The organism is Methylacidiphilum infernorum V4, from assembly GCF_000019665.1.
Classification (GTDB): Bacteria; Verrucomicrobiota; Verrucomicrobiia; order Methylacidiphilales; family Methylacidiphilaceae; genus Methylacidiphilum; species Methylacidiphilum infernorum.
This window is the reverse complement of sequence record NC_010794.1, coordinates 1,505,310-1,524,306: the sequence shown is the minus strand read 5'-3', so window position 1 is coordinate 1,524,306 and position 18,997 is coordinate 1,505,310. Positions and strand designations below refer to the sequence as shown.

Sequence of the window (18,997 nt, the reverse complement as noted above, 5' to 3'; positions counted from 1 at the left end):
AAAAATCTTAAGGAGAACAATACGTATGATTCCACTGGAAGACAACTATACCGATGTCATAGCTAAAGCACAAAGGGGGCTTAATCTCACCGATAGTGTACTTGCGGCAAAAGCGGGGGTGTCTGTTGAAGAGCTCAGAAGGGTCAAGGAAGGAGAAGTGATTGAAGAAGTCTTGGAAAGAATTGCTCCGGTTCTTGGACTGGGGAAAAGGGCTCTTCTGGACCTGGCCAAGGGGATATATTATCCAAAGGACCAAGGGGTGATCCCCGGTTTATTCCATTTTAATACAAGATGGGAAGACATGACGGTTAATAGTTATCTTGTCTGGGATAAGAAGACAAAAGAAGCCGCTGTTTTTGATACAGGGGGCAATTGCACCGAAATGCTCGATACGATAAAAGTCCACGGCTTGAATATCAAATATATCTTTCTTACCCATACCCATGCTGATCACATTGCTGAGCTGGGAAGACTGAAGCGCGCGACAGGTGCGCCTGCTTATTGTTGTGAGTTGGAGATGATTCCGGGAACGGAACCTTTTCATCCGGGGAGGGAATTCCAACTCTCCGGCCTTTCCATTCGTTCCTTTCTTACCAACGGTCATTCACCGGGAGGGGTTTCTTACTATATAACGGGGGCGGAGCGTAAGTTTGTCATCGTGGGAGATTCGCTTTTTGCAGGATCCATGGGAGGAGGAAATTATTCCTATGCTGAAGCTTTAAAAAACAACAAGGAGAAAATTTTGGCTTTACCTGAAGATACCATAGTTTGTCCCGGTCATGGGCCTCTCACAACGGTGGGAGAAGAAAAGATCCATAATCCATTTTTTGCTTTTAGTTGAGGATGAACTTATGGAATGATGCATGCAGTACTTCGGGTTTTTTCCTTAATCAAGATAAGGAAAAGAAATAACTAAAACAAAAACAAAGGAGGTAAAATGAAACTTGTTCCCTTGATTGGTTCCGGTGTAGCGGGTCCCCTAGGTGTCCTGCATTTGCCCAGGATGTGGCTAAAATGCATTTTGGCAGCTAAGGGTATGCTTGCCGATGGTTATCCTGACCTTGGAAAAGGGTTCGATGCTATGACTATGGCAGCATTGAATCTCACCGAGGAAGAAACCAGGAATTACATTAGAACCCATCTGCCCAGTTATACTGAGTTTGAAAACTGGATCGTTCAGAAGAACGGAGGTAAAATAGATGGGGCCAAAGTGGCAGCTCACAACAGGGCTGTTTTACAGTACCATCATGACGAAGAAACCAAGAAATCCATTCTCTCCGATGCGGGCTTGAAAGACGACGGGTCTATGCCCGATGCGGTGAGTTTAAATGCCATAGACGACTACACCTGTTTTTATAAGTGGTTGAAGTCCTTGTAAACGGAAGGACCGCTTGAGAAGGCTAAGAGATTTTTTCTCTTAGCCTTTTTTATTTTATGTTTTATTCTTTATACCAATAATTCATTATCAATTGAGTAGCTTTCCATGTCCTTGAATAGAAATGGAGTCTTTAAAATTCCTTTTTGGGGAAAGGCCGCTCTATGCTTTTCTCTTGTTTTATTTCTATCTCTTAGCTCCGGCTTGGCTCAACTGAAGGTGCTGACTTCTATTGCTCCCCTTTATTGCTTTTGTATCAATGTTGGAGGAGAATATGTGTCCGTAAAAAATCTATTTGTCATGGGTGCAGACCCTCATGAAAATGCGCTGACGGCTAAACAGCTTCAGCAGATTCAAGATAGCGATCTTATTGTTGTCAATGGGTTGGGAATGGAAAGCTGGGTTGATCGTGTCTTAAGTCCAGGAGAAAAAGCAAGTAAGCTTGTGGTTTCGACTGCGGGTATTTCTCCTCTGCCTGCGAGCGGGTATCAGCCGGGAGTCGGTCTAGCCAAAGGGGAATATGCTTTCAATCCTCACGTGTGGTTGGATCCCAATCTTGCCGGCGTTCAGCTTTTGAACATCTCCAAGGCCTTGGGCCAAAAAGATCCTCTTCATAAAGAGATATTTGAAAGGAATACCCGGCTTTATCTTTCAAAACTAAAGGAAATCGATCGGTTGTATCAACAGAAGTTGGGAGCCGTCCCTTCCAAAAAGGCATTTTTTTACAATGATGCTTTTATGTACCTGGCAAAACGCTACGGGATAGTCGTCGCCGGGATCGTTGAAGAGTGCGGGGAGAAGGGTGGTCCTTCTCCGAGGAGACTTGCCTCAATTTTGAGTGCGATGAAAAAGGAAAGAATCCCCTTTTTCTACACCCCTTTTTCTAACATCGCCCTGGTTAGGGAAATCCAGAGAGAGAGTCAAACCCGCTCTGGAGAAATAGATGGCATGGAAAGTTCTGAACTGCATCCCTTGATGTATGAAAATATTTCAAAGAAAAACCTCGCCGTTTTTTTGGACGTCTTTGGAGGAATTATCCTTTCTTTGAAGAGAGGTTTTTAACAACGGATCTCTAAAGAAGATGGAAATCAAAACGATTAAACCCATCCCATTGCTGCAGAGGGATCAAAAACTGCTTTTGAAGGCGGAAAATCTATCCGTTTCTTATAACGAAGAATCTGCTCTAGAGGGCATTTCCATGGAGATTGAACAAGGGAAAATCATTGCACTTATTGGTCCCAATGGAGCGGGAAAAACGACTCTTTTGAAATGCTTTGCAGGTATAATCAAGCCTAATAAAGGTGAAATCTGGCGCAGGGAGGGACTGATTATAGGCTATTTGCCTCAAAGGCCGTCCATTCCCCGTTACCTTCCCGTAACCGTTGAAGAATTCGTAGCTTTAAGACTCGGTTATTTTCGTTTTTTTGACGGCCTGTTGGGAAAGAGGAAAAGCGAGGAAAAGGTTGTCGAAATTTTAAAATCCTTCCATGCGGAAGGACTAAGACAGAGAAGGCTCAATGAGCTTTCTGGAGGAGAGCTGCAAAAGGTCATGGTGGCATCCACCCTCGCTAAAAATCCCGCTTTGTTGTTGCTGGATGAACCTCTCTCGGGGATAGACGCGGTCGGAGGGATAGAATTTGACCAGTTGCTTCATGAACTTAAAGAGAAAAAAGCGATTGGCACCATATTAGTCAGTCATGATCTGCAGCTTGTATCCCATATCGCCGATTGGGTTTATTTTTTAAATCACCGGATTCTTACCCAAGGAAGACCTGCAGACGTCCTCCAGGAAAAGAAACTGGCTGCCGTCTATAGCCTTATCCACACCCAAGGGAAAAAGGGATAAACCATAACAAAAAAGCCATGGATATCTTTTCATTTGATTTTTTCAGGCGTTCCTTGTTGGCCGCGCTTTTAGCAGGACCTACGTGTGCTCTTTTAGGAGTAATAACGACATCCCGGGGACAGGCATTTTTCAGTGATTCCTTGGCCCATTCCACAATTGCCGGTTATGGATTTGGGCTTCTCCTTCAACTTCTCTTTAGTCGCTTTTGGGAAGCCAGTTTCTCCAACGTCTTTATCTCCTCTTTTATGTTTTTTTATTGTCTTGGGATCTCCTTGGTTTTTCTCTTTTTTTTAAACAAAACCAAGTTAGAGTCTGATACTCTTCTTTCCCTTATTTTTACGGGAAGTGTCTCTTGGGGGATTCTTATTTTGACCAAGATGGTCCATTATCCTTTGCTTGAATCTCTTCTCTTTGGAGATATCAATGCCAGTTCTTGGACCGATATCGGGATGCTTGGGATAGTGAGCCTGGTTTCATTTTTCTTTCTCTTTAAAAACATGCCTGGACTTTTGCTTGTAATGATCGATGAAAACTTGGCTGTCTCCGAAGGAGTGCAAGTCAAAAAACTCAATTACCAGACTGTTATTCTCATTGGAGGAGTTATCGCCCTGAGCCTTAAGCTGCTTGGAGCCCTCCTTGTGAGCGCAATGATCGTCATTCCAGCAGCAACGGCCAAATTGTTAGCTTGGAATTTTCGCTCCCTCCTTTCTTTGTCTCTTGCCTATGGATGTGTAGGCGCCGTAGGAGGGGTGGTTTTGTCCTATTATATAGATGCCATGACCGGTCCTACCATTGGTGGATTTGAAATGGCCCTGCTGTTGCTTTCTTTTTCATTAAAGAATCTTTTTGTAAAAAAAAGATAAGAAAGTGGTCCGATTAGGGACTTTTTTCTAGGGATTTTAACTTTGCAATCGCTTCTTTGAGATTTTCGAAAAGAAAAGAAGGTTGAGCGGAAAGAAGTTTTTTTTTGGAATTGTAGCCGGTGAGAACACCGGCCGAAAACATACCCACTGCATGGGCAGCCTCTATATCATGGACCATGTCGCCAAAAAAAATCGCTTTCTTGGGATCGATCTTTTCCTTTTCTACGATCTGTTTTATAGCCACTCTTTTATCGTCAATTTCTGTATAAATGCGATCGAAATATCTTTCTATATCTAGACGCCTGGCCTGGCTGAGGAAATGGCCCTTGTGAATCGTACTTAAGAGGATCACCTTATAGTGGTTTTGTTTACAAAAAAGGAGAAAATCTAGGGCATAAGGCAACAAGGGAATGTTGACCTGCAAAAAGCGAAAAAGAGAATGGTAATGGGCATCCATTTCCAGGAAAGAAACTTCGGGTAAATAGGTTTTGTAGAATTCCTTGAGAGGCAAAAAAAAAGTTTCTTTAAATTCCTCCAGGGAAAGCCTGGGCTTGCCGTAAAGAGTAAAGACAAAATTAGAGGCTTTAAGCACAAAAGGAAGATCATCGGCAAGGGTTCCCGACCAATCCAGGAATATCGTTTCGATTTTTTTCATTTTTACCTACGCTGTTTTAAGAAAATATCAAGCTATTCAAAAGAGATTGATGCGGTTGATCAACAATCTTAATCTTCCATAGGAGCGTTTATTAAAGCTCAATACAATTCTGGGCAGATGGGCTATTTCAGGTTCATTCGATTCCTGGGGCAGTGCACTAGAAATGTAGAAAGAATCGGGTTTTATCAGGATATCGGAAAAATCATCGCGTAGAGATTTCATTTCTTCTTCTGCTGGGACCCGATAGATCCGAATGACCAGGTTTTCACCGACGAACCGGTAGGAATGAAAGTTGTGATAAAAAGAAAGGATCTCTTTTTTAGCTTCGTAAAGATTTTCGGTAACGAGAAAAAGATGAAAATCTTCCGCTGAAATGAGCCCTCTTTTTAAAAGGTTATCGGAGAGAAATTCAACAAAGTTGCGCCAATAATTGCCCCCGGCCACATCGATGAAAACAAAAGGAACAAGATTGGCTTTCCCTGTCTGAAGAAGGGTTAAAGTTTCAAAACACTCATCCATTGTGCCGAATCCTCCCGGGAAGAGAGCTATCGCATGGGACTCTTTGACAAAGTGGAGCTTGCGGTTAAAAAAATACCGAAAATTAATCAACTTGGGATCCCCGTCGATCACTTCATTGGGTTTTTGTTCAAAAGGCAAACGGATGTTCAGGCCGAAACTCTTGTCCTTTCCGGCTCCGAATTGAGCGGCCTCCATGATCCCTTCTCCTCCGCCGGTGATGACCATGAACCCACTTTCGACCATGAGTCTTGCAAAATCTTTAGCGATAAGCCATTCAGGACTTTGGGGCCGGATACGGGCAGAGCCAAAAATGGTCACTTTTTTGAAAGATCGATAAGGCTGAAAAATGGATTGGGCATAGCGGATTTCTTTCAGGGATTGGTTGATGAGCCTTACATCCGCATAAGGAGTATTCAAGGAGGCGAAACGGATAACCGTAGCGATCATTTCAAAATATTCCCGGTGGTTTTCTTCTATCCCGGCGGTTTGCAGAAGTTCTTCTATCTTCTTGTCAATTTCAGGCTTACCGGTACTGTATGTAAAACTTTTTTTTTCTGTCACTTTATCTATAATGCCTTGGGAAAAAAGAATGGCAACTTTAATAGATCGGTTGAATGAATCTTTGCTTATCGGGGATGGAGCTTTAGGCACTTATCTTTATTCTCTTGGCGTGCCCCGAAACTATTGTATCGAGGAGTTAAGCCTTTCCCAACCCTATCTGATAGAAAAAGTGCATAAAGATTACATCGAGGCGGGAGCTAAGATTATAAGGGCCAATACCGCTGAAGCCAACGCCTATCATTTATCCTTTTTTAAACTGGAAAAAAAACTCAAGGAAATTGTCAGTTCATCGATTGGATTGGCAAAGAAAGCCTTGGGGTTCAAAGAAGGCTGGATAGCCGGAACGATTAACCCGATTTGGGTCAGGCCAGCCGATCCACCGATCGATCTATCCACGAGGCGCACTCTCTATGAAGAGCAGATTTCCCTGTTATTAGAAGAGGGGTGTGATCTCCTTTTTTTTGAAACTTTTACCGATCTTTCCGATTTGCTTCTTGGCTTGGAGCTGGCACGTAATAAAGGAGCACAATTCCTTTTTGCTTTTGTCGCTTCCTTTGAGGAAGGGAAATTGTCAAGCGGGCAGTCTCTTAAAGAAGCCTTTTCGAAACTCAGGGAGGCTGGGGCATTGCTTGTAGGGATTAATGGAGCCAGTGGGGTTCAAGCTTCCCTCCACTTGCTCGAAGAAATTGAAAAAAAGGAAACCGATCTTCTTGGGGCCTATCCCAATGCGGGCAAACCGGAGTTTTACGAGGGCAAACTGACTTACTCGGCAAGCCCTTCCTATTTCGGACAGAACGTTTTGAAATTTGTTGAAGAAGGACTGAATTTGCTTGGTGGCGATTATGGGACTGAACCGGTGCATGTAGCGGCAATGGCTCAAGCCGCGGTGGGAGTAAAGCCCATCAAGAGAAAATTGGCCAAGATAAGGCTGCGTTATGAAGTTGGAGAAAAAGAGACTTTACCGCAGGTGGAGCCCTCCCTTCTCGATCGGTTAAACATAAAACCGGTTTTTATGGTGGAATACGATTCTCCAAAAACGCTTTCGATGGGGAAGTTCCTCGAAGGTGTCAAGGCTATAGAAAAGGCTGGTGCCGATGCGTTAACTTTAGCCGACAACTCGCTTGCGATATTGAGGGTAAGCAATTTTGCAGCCGCCATTCATGTCCGGAGAGTTTCAAAATTGATTCCTGTCCTTCATGTTGCCTGTCGGGATAGGAATCTCTTGGGTTTGCAGTCCGAATTGATGGGGTTGGGAACCCTGGGATTCAGGCATATTTTAGCCCTTACCGGAGACCCGGCAAAGTCCGGCGATCACCCTGGAGCCACATCGGTCTACGACCTTAATTCCGTTGGTTTGATAAGGTTGCTTGCCGGTTTGAACAGGGGGGTTAATGCCGCCGGAAAGGATTTAAAAGGGAAAACGGATTTTATTATCGGTTGTGCCTTTAATCCCAATACGGTTCAATTTGATGCCCAGGTAAGAAAGCTCGAAGCGAAGTTGGCTGCCGGAGCTCGGTTTGTGATGACTCAACCGGTCTTTGATTTTGAACTGATTAAAAAGATTTTTAATTACCTCAAACCCCTGGGAGTTCCCGTTTTCGTAGGTATAATGCCCATTTTGAATTACAGGAACGCGGAGTTCCTTCACAATGAAGTTCCCGGAATATCTATACCCGAAAAAATACGGAGTAGGATGAAGGACCTGGAGGGAGAAAAGGCTACGGAAGCAGGAGTGGAATTTGCAAGGGAACTCGGAGAAGAAATTCTATCCCATTTTAGAGCTATCTATCTCATCACCCCGTTTTTAAGATATGATATTTCGGTAAGACTGCTCGAATCCCTGCAAAGTAAAAAGACAGCTTAATGCTGGGAAGAGAGAGTTTGGGATCCACCTCCGTGAACGGAAATGTGCTCGATCCACCGGATGCGTTCGAAAACCGAAGGATGGCTTTCATAAAAGAGAGAATAGAGGGGATCGGAATCATAAGTTAAGTAGTTGGTGGTCACAATCTTTTTTAAAGCCTCGATCAGGGGTTCTGCAGCCCATTTTATAGCGGCAAAGGCATCCGATTCTTTTTCAGCTTTTCTAAGCATCCAATTTTTTAAAGGTTCAAACGGATAGGCAAGGAGGGGAAAGAGAACGATCGCCACAGCCAGCGTCGATGCCGGCTCTCTTGGGTCAAGATGAAAGCCGCTGATCCAATTTTTATGGCTATCCACTATAGCCAGGATACAAAACAGTGAAAGTCCGCCCAGGATGGCAAAAAGACGGCTTTTCCAAAGGTGACCGAGCCGGTAATGGGCCAGTTCATGGAAAAGAACGGCAATCAGCTCTTCTTTTTTGAGCTGGGAAATCAAGGTATCATAAAGAATAATGCGCCTGTGCCGTCCGAAACCCGTCAAAAAGGCATTACTGTGAAGGGAACGCTTGCTTCCTTCCATGATATAAATCTGGTGAATGGGGAACCCATTTTTCTTGAAGATATTATCGATCTGGGACTGTAACTCTTTATCTTCCAAGGGCTTCAATCGGTAAAAAAGAGGAATTATCCAAACAGGCAGAATCCATTCCACCAAGAATAATGTTGCAATCCAAATTCCCCAGCAATAAAGCCACCAGAAAAGGAAATTTTCTTTCACCCATAAAAACGAAAGAAGAAGAGGAAAGAGAAGGACAACAGAGAGAATCCAATGACTGAGCTGATCGAAAAGAAACAGCATGGGGCTTGTCCGGTTAAACCCAAAGCGGGACTCTATACCAAAAGTTCTCCATGCACTGAAAATCACCCTTAAGAGATCATCTACCCAGAGGATGGAAAGGATAAAGCAGCAACCAGACCAAATTTCGGGAAGAGCGGTAGTTTTCCAAAATTCCTCGAACATTTTTAATCCTCCCCAAGGAACCCAAAAGAGGAACAAGAGATAGGAAAATAAGGAGCGGAGTTGGCCGAGCTTGATTTTCTGGCTGGAGTAAAGATAGGAGTCCGCGGAATCCGGAAAGGAGCCATGATCCGAAGGGGATGCCAAGGAAGGAAAGTTTTTTTTAAGCAGGAACTTGAGCTGCCTTGAGCTCAACCAGTAATCCCAGAGAAATTCTGCACTTGCCAAGAGAATGATCAGTCCGATGATACCTTGTTGTGTGATAACCATTTCTTTTATTAAAGCCTATTAAGCAATTTCCTTACCACTTATTATGATAAATATATCGAAGATTGATTAAAAATTTAAAAAAAAGAGAATTATTCCTTATTTATAAAAAGAGATTTTATTTGTTAAAAAGGGCTGCTGCATCGGTTATGCCCTTAAGAAAGAAAAAGAAAATGATAAAAAGTAGGGGTTGTGGCCTTTTCCTATTCTTGTTTTGGCCCTTTTTTTTATCCCCCATCGTACTGGCGGACCAAGAAAAGAGGGGGGACGTCCTGCCCGGTCGCGTCGAAAAGGTTTTTGTCCTTGCCGAATATGGGCCAAAACTTCCCCCTGAAAATCTCCAAAACAATGTTGATCGCTACATGGAAAGGGTCTCCCAATTGTTTGAGTATTACGTCCAAAGATCGGCTGCAAAAAAAAAGATAAGCCTTTTGCCTTTTACTTTTACTCCCCTTCACGGTTTTGTGGCCATGGGTTTTTATGTCAGTCCCTTGGGCGTGATTACAGAAAAAGTATTTTTCCTTGATTCCGGGGATATGGCTGATTTGATTGAGAGGTGCCTGAGAGAAGCGTTGATGAAAATGGCGGTTTTGGATCCGCCTTCAAAGGATCTTCAAGAGCAGCTGGGGTCGGGTTTCTGGAAGTTCTTTTGTTGCTGGTGGCCACCTCAATACGAAGGGCTAAACGATGACCTGGAGAGTGCTTCGCGCCTCTTTAACAGGGGCGGCAATTTTGGCCCCGGGGCGGGCGGGGGCAGCCCCTTAGAGTTCCATCAAAGGAAAAAGTAAATCTCTAGGTTTTTATATTTTTACAAGATGGTGTTTAAAAAAGCCTTTTTTTTTCTCTTTTGTTTTTTAACCTTTTTAGCCCTTCTCTACGGGCATCCCGCTGAAAATCGATCTGCTAGGGATGGTTCTTTCGATGGAGGAGCGCAAAAGTATCTTTTTCCCCTGTTAGGAGATTGGATCAAGGGACAGGTTCGAGCTCCCGTTTTTTTAATCGAATACGTGGATTTTCAGTGTCCTGTATGTAAAAGATATAACGAAACGGTCAATAAACTGTTAAAAGATTACCAGGGCAACCTTTCGGTCATCTACAGGCACAAACCCTCTCAAACCCATCCCTACGCTTTTATTGCTGCCTTGAGCGCAGAAGCGGCCGGACTGGAAGGTCGTTTTTGGCCCATGGTCGATCTGCTTTTTGAAAATCAGGAAAGGTGGGCTGGTGTAGCTGATCCTATAAAACTCTTTAAAGAATACGCCCTGGCTTTAAACATTCCGGAAGAAAAATTCATGCAAAATTTAAGAAAACCGGAACTTCGCGACAAAATTTTTAAAGACCTCCAAAGCTCCTTCATCCTGGGAATGACCCGGGTCCCTTCTTTTATTTTAGGCGGAGAAAGAATTCCCAATCCCCAGTCCTACGAGGATTTTAAGATATTGGTCGAAGCCGCACTCATAAAATCGAAAAAAAGAGAGCTTGTGCATGAGCATGCCGACTTCAGGGTAGTCCTAGACGGTAAACCGATCGATTTTAGTGCACCCAAATACCAATCGCGATTCGGCCAAGAAATCGATCCTTACGTTCACTTGCATCACGGCAATGGAAGGGTGATCCATAAGCATAAAAGGGGGATAACCTTGGGTTATTTTTTCAAAACCCTGGGAATGGAATTAAGCAAGGACCGTTTTGTCCTGGATACGGGAGAAAAGTTTGAAGTTCGTAATGGGAAGGTTCTTCTTCTTTTTGTCAACGGCAAGTTGGAACCTTCATTGGATGCCTATGAGCCCAGGGACCTGGATAGAATTCTTATTTATTATGGTCCTTTTGTAGATAAACTTATTGCTAAGGAAATCTCAAGCGTAAGTGATGAAGCTTGCATTTATTCGCTAAAGTGCCCGCAAAGGGGAAAACCTCCAGACGAGGAATGCGTAGGTCAACTCGGTTCGGATTGCCAATGATGAAAAGGGGCGATTCTCCAACAAGACAGAGCGATGAGCGGGTCGAAGTCACCTTCCGGTTTTATTCTACCCTGAATGATTTTCTTCCTCCTTGGCAAAGGCAAAAGGAAATAAGAAAGAAATTCGGTTCCCATACCAGCTTGAAAGACGCCATCGAATCTTTAGGAATTCCCCATACCGAGATCGCTCTTGTTTTATTAAACGGCTTTCCTGCAGGGTTCGAACATAAGGTGGTTGAGGGAGCTCGGCTGAGCGTCTATCCTTCCTTTAAGTCGATCGATATCGGCGAACTTTCCCTTCAAAGCGGGAAAGGAACTGTCCTTTTTCAATTTGTTCTTGATGTTCATCTTGGAACCCTGGCCCGCTACCTGCGCATGCTTGGTTTTGATGCGCTCTACAGCAACGATTGGACTGATGAAAAACTGGCCGAGATGAGCTTTTTAGAACAGAGGGTCTTGTTGACGAGAGATCCCGGTCTTTTGAAAAGAAAAAAAGTAACCAGGGGCTACTTTGTCCGGGCTACGGAACCCCGCTTTCAAGCTGTTGAGGTTATCAGGGAGTTTCAACTAAAAGAAAAAATTATGCCTTTTGGAAGGTGTATAAGCTGTAACGGCCTCATTCAGCCTATTCCCAAGGAAAAAATGAATACGGAGATTCCTCCTCAATTCAAGCAGCGGCATTCGGCTTTTTTCCAATGTCAAAACTGCGGCAAAATATACTGGATGGGTTCTCACTACCGTAAAATGACCATCTTGGTTAATTGGATCATTGCACAAGCCTATTGAGCGCTTGAACTTGGAGCTATCCAAATATATAGGGGTAAATTCCTATCAACAAAAAGGGATTATTTTTTTATAACTCTAGGTTTTATCTGGTATCTTTTTTTTGTTTAAGCAATTTATAATGAAAAAAAAAGAGATAATTTTTATATAAAAAAAGAAGGGATGGGAACCCGAGAAAAATGTTTGGGAATAGATTTCCTTTTTTAAGACTATAATACTTAGAAGAGAAAGTGAAAGACAACAATGCTGATTCCGATTCCTTGGAGCTGAGAATTTTTTCCCAGATAAAAAAGTTTTTGTCTTCTCTTTATTCTTTTCGCCGGGGCAAGGAGCCCCTAGTTCTTCTAGACTTACTGAAGGAGATAGCCGGTGCGCTGCGCTTGGTCATTAGGGGTGAAAAAAACCTACTGTTTGATCTGAGCAAGGTAGCGCAAATCCAAGTTGAACATTATTTCCGGGTTCTAGGGCTAGGTGAACTCTGTATCTTCCATCCTAAGGTCTTGACTGTATATGCCGCCCAACAAACCTCTTTTCCCGGGGTTTGGTGGGTAGAGAAAAAGGAAAGAAAAAAAGAGGGTTCTTCTCTTCATATCGAAGTGGGAAGGATCCCCCACTTTGTATTGTCGGAGAGGGAAGAACGGGTTGAAAAGCCCGATTTGAAAGCTCTTCTTTGTTCCTTGGGATCTTCAGGGATAAGTTTACAAGCTTTCGTTAGCTCATTGGTGAGCTACGCTTGTGGGGAGGGGGCAGATAGGGAGGAAAAAAAGATTTATTTAAGTCTTCTTCCTTTGTCCATACAGGATATCAAAACCCTTTTTTGGCTGTTACCCAAAACGGATTTTACCCTTTATTCCCAGAAACAAAAAGCGTGGGTTTTTGGCACCCCTTGGAAAAACATCTGGTGGATTGAAGAGGCCACCGATCCGGAGATCAACCAAAAGAGCCTAGGTCTTCTGGTTTGTCCTTTTCCCTATTCTTTGTTTCCAGGCACGCTGGATCTCAGCATCAGTGCACGAAGGCTAGAGAAAATGGTTGCTTAAGAAGAAAGCTCTTCTTTTTTATCTTGTTCTTAGTTTTTTTCTTTTCTATCCTATGGAAGCCCTTTCAGGAAAAGGATTTAAAGAGGGTGCCGGGTCTATCCCCAAGACAATTTTTCTTTCCTAAGAAAGCAAGGAAACTATCTAGGAAAATGGCTGTGGTCCATCCCATGAAAAGGAATAGTAATTTCCATGTTTATTTTTTTTACCTCGGCCTTTATTTTCTCTTTTTTCTTTATTGCGGCTTTAAATCGCAGGCTAAAAAAGAAAAAGCTCCTCCAACCAATCCCTTGGCTTTCTTTTATTCAAAACTTCTGAAAAGAGCAAGAAACCTTTCCTTTTTGCCCTACCAACCTCCTCCCAAGCTTCCCTATGTTCTCGGTCAGCTTTCCTACGATCAATGGTTTGGGATTAGCTTTAGAGATCCTAAGGGAATATTTTCTACGGGGAGTCGGTTTATTATCAAACCGTTCCCCTTGGGATATCTTTTTAGTCAACCCCTGACCATTCATTTGATAACTTCGAAAGGAGAGGAAAAAAACTACCCCTTCGATCCTTCCCTTTTCGATTATAAGAATCTAGACAGCCGCGATTGGCCCAAAGATTTAGGGTTTGCAGGATTCCGGGTTTTTTTTGACGAGGCCGAGAAAAAGAGTTGGGCTGAAGTTCTTTCTATTATCGGAGCCAGTTATTTTCGAAGCCTAGGGTTAGGAGAAACTTGGGGGCTTTCGGCTCGCGCCCTGACCGTTAATACGACCGGAAGCAGCAGGGAAGAATTTCCTTTTTACCGCGAATTTTGGATAGAGGAGCCTAAAAAAGAAGACAGTTCCCTTTCCTTTTACGCTCTCCTGGATGGGGAAAGTTTAACGGCAGCGTTGCATTTTTTGTTTACCCCTGGGTTAGAAAGTAAAATAGAGATCGAAAATTTTATTTTTTTAAGGAAAACGGTTGAAAGTTTAGGGATAGCTCCCTTAACCAGCATGTTTCTACAGGGAGAAAACAGCACGACTTTTTATAACCTCTTACATCCCGAAGAACATGACTCCGATGGCCTTTTAATGCAAATGGACACGGGTGAATGGATATGGCGGCCCTTGCAGAACCCCCCCTATTTTTCTTCTTTCCGCTTTCCGGTGAAGGGAAAGCTCCTCGGTTTTGGCTTGCTACAACGGGATAGGAGTTTTGACCATTACAAGTCCTTGCTTCTTCGCTATGAATCTAGGCCTAGCGCTTGGATTAAGCCTTTAGAAGGATGGGAAGGAGGCCATCTTGAACTTGTCGAACTCCCCACGACCACGGAAACCAAGGATAACATCGTAGCCTATTGGGTTGCGGAGGCTCCGGCTCTTTCGCAAAAACAATTTCACTATTCTTATACTATTTTTTGGGGGAGGGATCCCCAACCCCGATCCGAATTGGGTTTTATCGTTTCTACGCGCTGCGCCCGAATCGATAAAACGATAAGTCTATACGTGATCGATTTTTCTATTCCCGGTTATTCCGGGGACCTTCTTCCTCAACCCATGATCTATGTGGGGGAGGGGGGTCGGCTAGTCGAGAGTGGGGTAGAAAGAAATCCTTTTGTGAGTGGCCTGCGCCTTTCTTTTAAGATAGAAAGGCAGGGGCTAAACCTCATCCCCTTGAGGGCCTACCTGCAGACAAAGGATGTTCCCCTTACAGAAACCTGGGATTATGTCGATTTTCCTTGATTATGCTTAAAGTTCTCTTTTGTGTTTTTACTTTATTTTTAACCTTTTATTTTATTTTTCCCTTGGGCTGTTATTCCCAAGGTTCCCTTTGGGAAGATATTAAAGCCAAGGCCAGGGCTCTTTCCAATCTCCCCTTTCGAGAGCCACGCAACCACCTGCCCAGTTGGTTAGAGAAGCTCTCTTATACTCAATGGGAAGAGATCCATTTTAATTCTAATGAAAGTCTATGGAGGGGAGAAAATCTGCCTTTTGAGATCCAGTTCTATCATTTGGGATCCCTGTATAAAATTCCCCTGTCCATTTTTGAAGTCGACCGTGGCCAAGAAAAAAAAGTGGAATTTTCGGAAAGATCCTTTTTTTACGGTCCCACCGTTCCCAAAAAACCGATAGACAAGGACATCGATTTTGCCGGTTTTTCGATTTATTTTTCAGACCGGCTTCGAAACACCTACTGTTTGATCGCGAAATTCCTTGGGGCTTGTTTTTTTCAAGGCCTTTGTTGTGGCCAGGTCCCTGGAATTACGGCCAGGACTTTATCCATCAACACGGCTATGGCCGAGGGTGAGGAGTTCCCTTTTTTCAGGGAATTTTGGATACTAAAACCCAAGAAAGAAGATTCTCGAATTGAGCTTTATGCGATTGTTGATTCTCCAAGCGTGGTCCAGGCTTGCTTGTTTCAGATTCTGACTACAGCAGACTCCACTTTGTGTAAGGTAAGCACCCAGCTTTTTTTCCGTTCTTCCCCAAGGAAAATCGCCTTGGCTCCCCTTTCGGCCATGTTTGAACACGGGGAGAACGGACCTCGATGGCCTTCCGATTTTAGAAATCAGGTCCATGAAGCCGATGGGCTCCTTTTTCAATCTTCCCCCTCCGATTGGACGTGGAGTCCTTTGGAAAACCCTTCACGGTTGATCATCAGGGAAATTTCTGCCGAAAAAGTCCTTGGCTTTGGCCTTGTCCAGCGCCATAGGCTATACGATCATTACCTTGATCTTCATAGGCATTTTCAGGACATGCCCTCGGCGTGGGTGCAGTTGGAGGTGGGTAGCATTGAGGAGGGAAAAATCGAACTTCTTGAAATTCCCCTCAAGGATGATCTGAACAAAAATATCCTTCTTTATTGGACACCTAAAAAAACGCCTTATGCGGGACAAACCCTTGCATTCAATTATATGATCAGTTGGCTTAAGGGAGATTTACCGGCGGAAGGTCGATTGGGAAAGGTCGTATCCGAAAGGATGGATCGTTTAAAAGGAGGCTCACCGGATAGTACTTTTCTCCTTAGCTTTAAGGGAGAAGAAATAGAGGAGAAAGCCAAGGATATTATCCCGGTGGTTCATGTTCTTTCGGGAGGGGAACTCCTTTATACACAATCGGGTTGGAATGCGCAGGAAAAGATCGCTATGATGGAGATAGCCGTCCGGGAGAACGGAAAAGAGCCCCTACGGTTGGAAGGATGGTTGGAAAGCAAGGGTAAAAAGGTGACGGAAAGGTGGTACCAGGAGTTTTAAAATGGGAAACCCCGGTGATGGGAATGAACTTTACAAAAGAGTCCTTTTGTATGCTCGACTCTCTTGTATGGAGGAAAATAGGGCTATCAAGTCTTTTGGAGAAGCTATTGCGAGCCCGCCTGTAAAAAATGCCGAAGAGATTTTTGATCAATTTAGGTTTTTCTATTTAAAGTTAACCGACCAACGCTCTTTTCTCTCCCACTGGGTAAGAAGGCAATTGGCTCTTTTCTTTGATCAAAAGCTTCCCGTTTCCCTTTTCAACTATTCTTTTGAGAAACCTCTTTTAGAGGCCTTGCTGCCGATTAAAAGAAAATCGATGGTTTCTTCTCTCCGGCTAGAGCATGAAAGATTCTTTAAACGGCTGGGTTTTTTAAGAAGGAAAAAAAATAACCGTGAGGAATTTTCCTAAAAGCGTGGATTTTCATGAGAAAGTTAGGATCTTGGGAAAGCACCGCCTTGAGAAGAAGGTTCTTGCTTTTTCTGCTTGTGGTCGTTCCTACGGTTATAGCCAGCGAATTTATGGCCGAAATTTTGCCTTATAAGGGAAGTCAATTGCTTGAGCAAGCCATTATTGTTGTTTTTGGCATTCTTTTTGGGTGGATTTCTGTGGGTTTATGGACGGCTATTGCTGGTTTTATGGTCCTTATCAGAACTAGGCCCAGCTTTTCAGAAACTTTGTTGGATACAAAAGTTTGTCCCTTTTCAGCCGGGATGAAGGTGGCTGTGGTGATGCCCGTTTATTGTGAGGAGCCCAGGCGGTTTTGTTCGGGTATCGAAGCTATGTACAGATCGATAGAGGAGAGGGGAAAAATAGAGTTTTTCGATTTTTTCATCCTGAGTGATTCTGACAACCCGGATTCCCAGGTGGAAGAAGAAATAAGCTGGGCGAATCTTTGTCGAAAATTGGGCGGGGTAGGGAAGATTTTTTACAGGATAAGAAAAGTCAGGTTAAAGAAAAAAAGCGGGAACATTGCCGAGTTTTGCCGACGCTGGGGTTCTTATTACAAATACATGATCGTGCTCGATGCGGATAGTCTCATGGGTGGCAAAACACTGGTTAGACTTGTGGAAATCATGGAATCCCATCCCGAAGTGGGGCTTATCCAGACAGTACCCAAGGCGATATCTTCCCGCTCCCTTTATGCAAGGATAGAACAATTTTCCAGCCATCTTCTAGGATCTCTATTTGCGGCGGGAATCTACTATTGGCAACTTGGAGATGGGCAGTATTGGGGGCATAATGCCATTATACGGGTTGAACCCTTCATGAAGTATTGTGGGCTGCCCAAGCTTTCCACGGTTTTACCGTGGGGAGGGGAGATCCTCAGTCATGATTTTGTTGAATCCGCCCTCCTGAGAAAGTCCGGCTATTCGGTATGGCTTGCCTATGATCTAGAAGAAAGTTACGAAGAGATCCCTCCGACCCTTATCGATTCCTTGAAAAGAGATCGAAGATGGTGCCAAGGAAATCTGCAACATTTGCGGCTTATTTTTTCTAAGGGCCTATTTGTTTTTAACCGGTTTCTTTTTCTCAATGGGGTCATGGCTTATGGGTCGGCGTTTCTCTGGGGAAGTTTTCTTGTGTTGACTACGCTGGAAATGCTCATCAACCGCTTGATTGTCCCTAACTATTTCCCCTATGGTCTTAGCCTGTTTCCCCGTTGGCCGGTTTTTCATTTCCAATGGGCGGTTTTGCTTTTTTCTGTCACCCTTTTGATTTTATTTTTGCCTAAGTTATTGGGAGTAATCCTCATCTGCCTGAGAAAAGAGCTTAACCAATTTGGCGGACTCAAAGCCCTTTTGAGCAGTGTCTTTTTAGAGATTCTTTTTTCGACGGTCACCGCCCCCATCAAAGCTCATTTTCACGGTCTTTTCATTACAGCCGCCTTCCTTGGAAAAAAGGTCAGTTGGGGCAAGCAGCTGCGTCAAGGGGCTGAGATATCTTGGAAGGAAGGATTTTATCATTTTTTCCCTGCAACGGTTACAGGCGTTGGACTTGGAGTCGGCTCTTATCTCTTAAGCCCCTCTAGTTTTTGGTGGCTTATCCCCCTAGTATTTTCACTCTCCCTTTCTATTCCCCTCTCCGTGATATCAAGCCGGGTTTTGTGGGGAGAAAAAGCAAAAGAAATGCGGCTTTTTCTCACTCCACCCGAAACCACGCAGCTCCCTATAACAGTTTTGTTTGAAAAAGCGCTCGCTGGGTCTCAAAGCTACCTCAAAAGGCCCCTGCCCCTTTTCGGGTTTAGGTCTGCCGTTGTCGATCCCTTTGTTCATGCCCTGCACTTGGCCATTCTAGGACTTTCCAGGTGTAAAAAACAATCAAGAGAATTGACCGAGTGGAAAGAAAAACTCATCCAGGAAGCGATTTTGAAGGGCCCCGACTGTCTATCTCTTTTTGAAAAAAAAGCCGTTCTTTGGGATCCTTATTCCATGGAATGCCTTCATAAAAAAATATGGACGGCGGATCGCCGTTTAACCGAGCCCTGGGGAATAGATTTTGAACAGGAAGCTGAAAGGATAAAAAAACAGTGCTAGATTGCTTTTGATGTCAACGACGATTATCGGCTTCGGTAACATGCTGAGGAAGGATGACGGATTAGGACCTGAGTTGATTCGAAGGCTCATGGCTTTAAATCCTCCTCTTCCCGTAAAACTCATAGATTATGGAACGGCGGGTTTTTCTTTCCTTAACGAGCTTGAAACCGAAAATAGGCTGATCATAATTGATGCGGTAAGCAGCGGTTCGGCTCCGGGCAGCCTTTTCGTGCTAGAAAAAGAGCGGCTCGAACTGGTTTTAAAAGAGAGGGAAGAATATCCCAACCTTCATACATTTCGGTGGAATGATGCCTTAAGATGGGGAAGGTGGTTTTTAAAGGGAAACTTTCCCCGAAATGTCAGAGTTTACTTGGTCGAAGTCAAGGAAACCGGCTATGGAATAGGGCTTTCTGAGCCGGTAAAAGAAGCCGTTGAGAGGTTAGTGGCCCTATTTAAAAAGGAATTCTCTGAAAAGGGCCCTCGAGATGCCCTTTAA

18 protein-coding genes are annotated in these 18,997 nt (G+C 43.9%); 15 read left to right on the top strand and 3 right to left on the bottom strand.

From position 1 onward, the window contains the following. The first annotated feature begins 25 nt into the window (after positions 1-25). The 5 genes from MINF_RS07225 (at position 26) to MINF_RS07205 (ending at position 4,084) form a co-directional block, all read left to right on the top strand. Positions 26-841 (top strand): MBL fold metallo-hydrolase, encoded by an 816-nt coding sequence (locus MINF_RS07225; protein WP_012463965.1) that lies wholly within the window; start codon positions 26-28, stop codon positions 839-841. Between the two features lie 96 nt (positions 842-937). Then, positions 938-1,378: a hypothetical protein gene (locus MINF_RS07220; protein WP_012463964.1), complete on the top strand. Its 441-nt coding sequence runs from the start codon at positions 938-940 to the stop codon at positions 1,376-1,378. 105 nt (positions 1,379-1,483) lie between these two features. Next, on the top strand, positions 1,484-2,437 hold the full coding sequence (locus MINF_RS07215) for a metal ABC transporter substrate-binding protein (RefSeq protein WP_012463963.1): 954 nt from the start codon (positions 1,484-1,486) through the stop codon (positions 2,435-2,437). Between the two features lie 19 nt (positions 2,438-2,456). Further along, positions 2,457-3,221: a metal ABC transporter ATP-binding protein gene (locus MINF_RS07210; protein ID WP_012463962.1), complete on the top strand. Its 765-nt coding sequence runs from the start codon at positions 2,457-2,459 to the stop codon at positions 3,219-3,221. 17 nt (positions 3,222-3,238) lie between these two features. Next, positions 3,239-4,084 carry a metal ABC transporter permease gene (locus tag MINF_RS07205; RefSeq protein ID WP_079200435.1) on the top strand — a complete coding sequence of 282 codons (846 nt, stop codon included), beginning with the start codon at positions 3,239-3,241 and terminating at the stop codon, positions 4,082-4,084. Between the two features lie 13 nt (positions 4,085-4,097). Here MINF_RS07205 and MINF_RS07200 read toward each other — a convergent pair whose 3' ends face one another. Both MINF_RS07200 and MINF_RS07195 read right to left on the bottom strand, forming a co-directional pair. Beyond that, positions 4,098-4,739, bottom strand: coding sequence for an HAD family hydrolase (locus MINF_RS07200; RefSeq protein WP_012463960.1), 642 nt, complete (start codon positions 4,737-4,739; stop codon positions 4,098-4,100). A 36-nt stretch (positions 4,740-4,775) separates the two neighbouring features. Next, positions 4,776-5,819 carry an LOG family protein gene (locus tag MINF_RS07195; protein WP_048810506.1) on the bottom strand — a complete coding sequence of 348 codons (1,044 nt, stop codon included), beginning with the start codon at positions 5,817-5,819 and terminating at the stop codon, positions 4,776-4,778. A gap of 28 nt (positions 5,820-5,847) precedes the next feature. Here MINF_RS07195 and MINF_RS07190 point away from each other — a divergent pair, with 28 nt between their 5' ends. Beyond that, complete coding sequence (locus tag MINF_RS07190; protein ID WP_048810253.1) at positions 5,848-7,683, top strand: bifunctional homocysteine S-methyltransferase/methylenetetrahydrofolate reductase; 1,836 nt, start codon at positions 5,848-5,850, stop codon at positions 7,681-7,683. On the opposite strand, the gene MINF_RS07185 is transcribed toward MINF_RS07190, so the two are convergent. After that, positions 7,680-8,969 (bottom strand): M48 family metallopeptidase, encoded by a 1,290-nt coding sequence (locus tag MINF_RS07185; RefSeq protein WP_012463957.1) that lies wholly within the window; start codon positions 8,967-8,969, stop codon positions 7,680-7,682. The genes MINF_RS07190 and MINF_RS07185 overlap by 4 nt on opposite strands. A 170-nt stretch (positions 8,970-9,139) precedes the next feature. On the opposite strand from MINF_RS07185, the gene MINF_RS07180 reads away from it, so the two are divergent. The 9 genes from MINF_RS07180 (at position 9,140) to MINF_RS07140 (ending at position 18,997) form a co-directional block, all read left to right on the top strand. Then, entirely contained in the window at positions 9,140-9,754 is a 615-nt protein-coding gene (locus MINF_RS07180) for a hypothetical protein (RefSeq protein ID WP_187146928.1), read from the top strand. A gap of 27 nt (positions 9,755-9,781) precedes the next feature. Then, positions 9,782-10,927, top strand: a complete 1,146-nt coding sequence (locus MINF_RS07175) for a DsbA family protein (protein WP_012463955.1) — start codon at positions 9,782-9,784, stop codon at positions 10,925-10,927. Next, positions 10,924-11,712, top strand: coding sequence for a Mut7-C RNAse domain-containing protein (locus MINF_RS07170; protein ID WP_048810252.1), 789 nt, complete (start codon positions 10,924-10,926; stop codon positions 11,710-11,712). The genes MINF_RS07175 and MINF_RS07170 overlap by 4 nt, the downstream gene beginning before the upstream one ends. Positions 11,713-11,939: 227 nt before the next feature. Next, complete coding sequence (locus tag MINF_RS07165; protein ID WP_012463953.1) at positions 11,940-12,749, top strand: hydrogenase expression/formation C-terminal domain-containing protein; 810 nt, start codon at positions 11,940-11,942, stop codon at positions 12,747-12,749. A 167-nt stretch (positions 12,750-12,916) separates the two neighbouring features. After that, positions 12,917-14,455: a glucan biosynthesis protein D gene (locus tag MINF_RS07160; RefSeq protein ID WP_148205190.1), complete on the top strand. Its 1,539-nt coding sequence runs from the start codon at positions 12,917-12,919 to the stop codon at positions 14,453-14,455. 2 nt (positions 14,456-14,457) lie between these two features. Next, a complete protein-coding gene (locus tag MINF_RS07155) occupies positions 14,458-15,966 on the top strand; it encodes a glucan biosynthesis protein D (RefSeq protein ID WP_148205189.1) in 1,509 nt (502 codons plus the stop codon). 1 nt (position 15,967) lies between these two features. Continuing rightward, on the top strand, positions 15,968-16,375 hold the full coding sequence (locus tag MINF_RS07150; RefSeq protein WP_012463950.1) for a hypothetical protein: 408 nt from the start codon (positions 15,968-15,970) through the stop codon (positions 16,373-16,375). Positions 16,376-16,389: 14 nt separating this feature from the next. Continuing rightward, positions 16,390-18,501, top strand: coding sequence for a glucans biosynthesis glucosyltransferase MdoH (mdoH, locus tag MINF_RS07145; protein WP_048810251.1), 2,112 nt, complete (start codon positions 16,390-16,392; stop codon positions 18,499-18,501). Positions 18,502-18,511: 10 nt separating this feature from the next. Next, positions 18,512-18,997, top strand: a complete 486-nt coding sequence (locus tag MINF_RS07140) for a hydrogenase maturation protease (protein WP_048810505.1) — start codon at positions 18,512-18,514, stop codon at positions 18,995-18,997.